Genomic DNA, 4,979 nt, shown 5'->3' with positions numbered 1-4,979 from the left:
GTTCAGGGCTGGGTGCCGATCGCCCGGCCGGTTTCGCGATCCTCGGCGCCGCGGCCGCGGCGACTGCCGGTGTTGGCGGCCTCACGGATCCGCTGCACCACCGGCGGGGCCGGGTGGACGTGGGGGGGTTCCCCTCCCCGGGGCCCCCGCGGGGGGCGCCCACGGCCTCGCGCATGGTGGCCAGGTCGACCACGCAGGGGACGCCGGTGAAGTCCTGCATCACCACGCGCGCCGGGGTGAACTGGATCTCGATACTGGGCTGGGCGTTCGGATCCCAGTTCGCCAGGGCGCGGATATGGTCGGCGGTGATGTTCGCGCCGTCCTCGGTGCGCAGCAGATTCTCGGCGAGGACCTTCAGTGCGTACGGGAGTTTCTCGGTGCCGGGCACGGCCGAGAGGCGGAAGATCTCGTAGGAGTTGCTTCCGACCTCGAGGTTGCCCTTGGCGCCGAAAGTATCGATACTTTTGGTCACGTCAGCTCCACTTGTCGGGTGTGGCGCCGTCGGCGGGGCTGTGCCGGCGGCGGTACGTCTCTGGCTTGAGGTGCCGGCCCGGGATGGCGCCGGTTCCCCGCGGTTCCCAACCCTAACAGTACGCTTGTCCTGTGAAATTTCCGGGGCGCCCCGCGGTCGTCCCCGCCCGGCGCGGCAACCTTCCGGCGTGGCGGGTGTACGCCAACCCTTCACCCGTCACGTAATCTGCTCTCGAGCTGGTCCGGGTTACCGGGTCGTACCGTCGGGTACCCCCGGACCTCACGCCCAGTATCGGATCACCGTCGCCTCGCCCACCGATGCGGCTCGACCAGACCGGATGGATGATGACCGTCACCCACACCTCGGCCTTCGCCCCGAAAGCCACCAAACTGCCGGACGGCTTCGACGCGGACACCATGCAGGAGGTTCGCACCGATCTCGCCGACAACGGGGTGGCCGCGCCCGACGGAGACGACCAGAGCGAACTGGCCGCAATCGTCGCCGGAGCGCGGGAAAAAGGGATCGATCTGAGCATCGTGGTGATGCACGGCAACCCGGGCCACGATTCGGAGTTGCGCGACCTGGCGACCGACGTGGCGGGGTTCCAGCACGGCACGGTCGCGGTGTTCAGTGACGACTGGATCGGCACCACCAGCGATTCGATCAGCCGGGTCCGGCTGGAATGGGCCGAGGACAAGGCGAAATTCAAAGGCGGCGACAGCGAGGAAGCCGCCCAGATCCTGGTGCACCGGCTCGAGCAGACGCCGGCGGTGAGCTGGACCGAGATCACCCTGGTGCTGCTGGCCGGACTCGTGCTGGCCGTCGGCGGATTGTATTGGGTCAAAGCCCGGCGACGTGCGGAAACCGACCTTCCGGAGGGCTCGGCCGCGCCGGCCCGCGAGCGCGTCCGCGAACCCGCGGCGCGCTGACCGGCGCCGGTACCCGCCCGGCGGACCGGACCACCGAGGTTTCACCGGACCGCCTGGCGGGCATCATGCCGTATCGGTACGTATGGTCGACAACGACGGGCGATGACAGCGAAAGCCGCCACAGTGGAGCCGGTTGCGGCGCATACGGCCATCACCTGGAATAGTTGTGACAGCACGCACAGGACCGAGGCGAAAGCGGGGATGTTGGTGACTTCGACGGACGGTGTCAAAGGGGCGGATTTGGCGAAAGAACCGCCGGCGCCTGCTTCGAGCACCCTCGAACGTGACGTCCAGACCCTCGAAAAGGCGATCTACGAGGTCAAGCGGGTTATCGTCGGGCAGGACCGGCTGGTCGAACGGCTGCTGGTCGGCGTGCTGGCCCGCGGTCACGTACTGCTGGAAGGCGTTCCCGGTATCGCCAAGACGCTGGCGGTGGAGACCTTCGCCAAGGTTGTGGGCGGGTCGTTCTCCCGCGTCCAGTTCACCCCCGATCTGGTCCCCACCGACCTCGTCGGTACCCGTATCTACCGCCAGGGCCGGGAAGAGTTCGATACCGAGCTCGGTCCCGTCGTGGCGAACTTCGTCCTCGCCGACGAGATCAACCGCGCCCCGGCGAAGGTGCAGTCCGCACTGCTCGAGGTGATGGCCGAACGACATGTGTCGATCGGCGGCAAGACCTATCCGATGCCCGATCCGTTCCTGGTGATGGCCACGCAGAACCCGATCGAGAGTGAGGGCGTGTACCCGCTGCCCGAGGCGCAGCGAGACCGCTTCCTGTTCAAGGTGGTCGTCGACTATCCCTCCGTCGAGGAGGAACGCGAGATCATCTACCGGATGGGTGTCACCCCGCCGGAACCGGGCCAGATCCTGGAGCCGGGGGAGTTGCTGCGGCTGCAGAAGCTGGCCGCCGGTACGTTCGTGCACCACGCGCTGGTCGATTATGTGGTCCGGGTGATCTCGGCCACGCGTACCCCCGCGGAGTTCGGGATGCACGATGTGGCGAACTGGGTGTCCTACGGCGCTTCGCCCCGCGCCAGCCTCGGCATCATCGCCGCCGCCCGGGCCGTCGCCCTCATCCGCGGCCGCGACTACGTGGTGCCGCAGGATGTGATCGAGGTGATCCCGGATGTGCTCCGGCACCGCCTGGTCCTGTCCTACGACGCGCTCGCCGACGAGATCAGCCCCGAAGACGTGATCCAGCGGGTGCTGCAGACCGTCGGCCTGCCGCAGGTGGCGCCCCAGGCCGTGGCGCCCGGCGCGCCGCCGGCCGCCGAGAACGGCAACGGCCGTCCGCCCGCTCCGCCGCAGCAGGCGCCCCAGATTCCGCAGACCGCCGGCACGAACCAGCCCCAGTGACGCGGCCGGAGTCCCGTGCCCGAATGCCCATGGCAGACCACGCCCCGCCGTCGTTCCGGTCCGGTGAGCTGACCGACCCGCATCTGTCGGCCGCGCTGAAAACGCTGGAACTCACAGTGCGCCGCCGGCTCGACGGTGTGCTGCACGGTGATCATCTCGGCCTGATCCCGGGACCGGGTTCGGAACCGGGTGAGGCGCGCGCCTACCAGCCCGGCGACGACGTACGGCAGATGGACTGGTCGGTCACGGCACGGACCACCCACCCGCATGTACGACAGATGATCGCCGACCGCGAGCTGGAGACGTGGATGGTGGTGGATCTGTCCGCCAGCCTGGATTTCGGCACCGGTGCCTGTCAGAAACGCGATCTCGTCGTCGCCGCCGCGGCCGCGATCACCCATCTGACGATGGGCGGCGGCAACCGGGTCGGCGCGGTGGTCGCCACCGGTGAACAGCTGGTGCGGATCCCGGCGCGTAGCGGCCGGGTGCATGCGCAATCACTGCTGCGCAGTATCGCCACCACCCCGCATCCACGCGACGGCGTACGCGGTGATCTGCACGGTGCCATCGAATCGCTGCGCCGGCCGCAGCGCAAACGCGGGCTCGCGGTGGTGATCAGCGATTTCCTCGGCGATATCACCTGGCAGCGGTCGTTGCGGGCCATTTCCGCGCGGCACGATCTGCTGGCCGTCGAGGTACTCGATCCGCGCGATATCGCCCTGCCCGATATCGGCGATGTCGTCCTGCACGATCCGGAAACCGGCCGCACCCGCGAATTCAGCGTGACACCCCAGTTGCGCGCCGACTACGCGGCCGCGGCGCAGCGGCACCGGGCGGACGTCGAGCAGACCCTGCGCAGCTGCGGCGCCCCCGTCATGACCCTGCAGACCGACCGGGACTGGATCGCCGATGTGGTCCGGTTCGTCTCCACCCGGCGCCACAGCCTCGGCGCCTCGACCCCGCGGGTGCCACGCCAGTGAGTATTTCGAATTTCGCCTCGCCGATCTGGCTCGGATTCCTTGCTGTCATCCTGCTGCTCGCGCTGGGGTATCTGCTGGTCCAGCGCAGTAAGCATCGTCATATGCTGCGCTTCAGCAATATGGAGCAGCTGGAGAAGGTGGCGCCGAATCGCCCGGCCTTCTGGCGCCATCTCCCCATCGTGCTGGTGATCGTGGGCATGGTGTTCTCCACCATCGGTGCCGCCGGCCCGACCGCCGAGCAGAAGGTTCCGCGCAACCGCGCCACCGTCGTCCTCGTCATGGACGTCTCGCTGTCCATGGAGGCCACCGATGTCTCGCCGAGCCGGCTGGAGGTGGCGCAGCAGGCGGCCAAGGATTTCGCCGAAGGTCTCACGCCCGGGATCAATCTGGGTCTGGTGACCTACGCGGGCACCGCGTCGGTGCTCGTCTCGCCGACCACCGACCGCGGGTCGGTGAAGGCCGCGATCGACAACATCAAACTCGCCGAGCGCACGGCCACCGGTGAGGGCATCTTCACCGCCCTGCAGTCCATCGAGACCCTGGCCTCGGTGCTGGGTGGTTCGGAGACACCGCCGCCGGCCCGGATCGTGCTCATGTCCGACGGTAAGCAGACGGTGCCGGATTTCGAGGACTTCGACAATCCGCGCCACGAATTCGTGGCGGCCCGGCTGGCCAAGACCAAGAACATCCCGGTATCGACCATCTCGTTCGGCACCAAATGGGGTGTCGTCGAGATCCCGCGCGAGGACGGCGGGAGCGATCAGGTCGACGTTCCGGTGGACGACGAGGCGATGCAGGAGATCGCGCAACTGTCCGGCGGCGAGTTCTACACGGCCTCCAGCCTGCAGGAGCTCTCCAGCGTCTACGACACGCTCGAGGAGCAGATCGGCTACGAGATCACCCGCGGCGACGCGAGCCGGCCGTGGTGGCTGCTCGGTTTGCTGGCGACCCTCGCCGGTGTCGTGGTCGCGCTGCTGCTGCGCCAGCGGCTGCCGTAACGGGGTGCGCTGGGCGGTAGCGCCGCCGGCCGGCACGACATTCCCGGGGGGGGGGGGGGGGGGGGGGGCGCGGCCCCCGCCGCGGGGGGCGCGGGGGGGGGGGGGGCCCCCGCGGAGGGGGGTCTAACACAAACACCCGCGCGGCGTCACACCCCCGCTTACCGCGCTGGACCTGCTCACCGATACATCGCGGGTGCACCCCAAACCCGCGCCCCGGCGCGACGCCGGACAGGCTCCGAGGTGC

Annotated in this window: 4 protein-coding genes and 1 pseudogene; 4 read left to right on the top strand and 1 reads right to left on the bottom strand. The window is 68.9% G+C overall.

The window, feature by feature from the left end; all coding sequences use genetic code 11:
- A pseudogene (locus QH276_RS18690) lies at positions 1-472 on the bottom strand (hypothetical protein); the annotation flags it as partial.
- Between the two features lie 341 nt (positions 473-813).
- On the opposite strand from QH276_RS18690, the gene QH276_RS18685 reads away from it, so the two are divergent.
- The 4 genes from QH276_RS18685 (at position 814) to QH276_RS18670 (ending at position 4,735) form a co-directional block, all read left to right on the top strand.
- A complete protein-coding gene (locus QH276_RS18685) occupies positions 814-1,401 on the top strand; it encodes a DUF6676 family protein (protein WP_280398115.1) in 588 nt (195 codons plus the stop codon).
- Positions 1,402-1,602: 201 nt separating this feature from the next.
- Positions 1,603-2,757, top strand: a complete 1,155-nt coding sequence (locus QH276_RS18680) for a chaperone MoxR1 (protein WP_280398118.1) — start codon at positions 1,603-1,605, stop codon at positions 2,755-2,757.
- A gap of 23 nt (positions 2,758-2,780) precedes the next feature.
- Complete coding sequence (locus tag QH276_RS18675) at positions 2,781-3,737, top strand: DUF58 domain-containing protein (RefSeq protein WP_280398116.1); 957 nt, start codon at positions 2,781-2,783, stop codon at positions 3,735-3,737.
- Complete coding sequence (locus QH276_RS18670) at positions 3,734-4,735, top strand: VWA domain-containing protein (protein ID WP_280398117.1); 1,002 nt, start codon at positions 3,734-3,736, stop codon at positions 4,733-4,735. Before QH276_RS18675 ends, QH276_RS18670 begins: the two co-directional genes overlap by 4 nt.
- Positions 4,736-4,979 lie beyond the last annotated feature (244 nt).

This window comes from Nocardia carnea (assembly GCF_029869215.1).
GTDB lineage: Bacteria > Actinomycetota > Actinomycetes > Mycobacteriales > Mycobacteriaceae > Nocardia > Nocardia carnea_B.
Note: the sequence above shows the minus strand (reverse complement) of the source record. Positions and strands in the feature narration are given on the sequence as shown.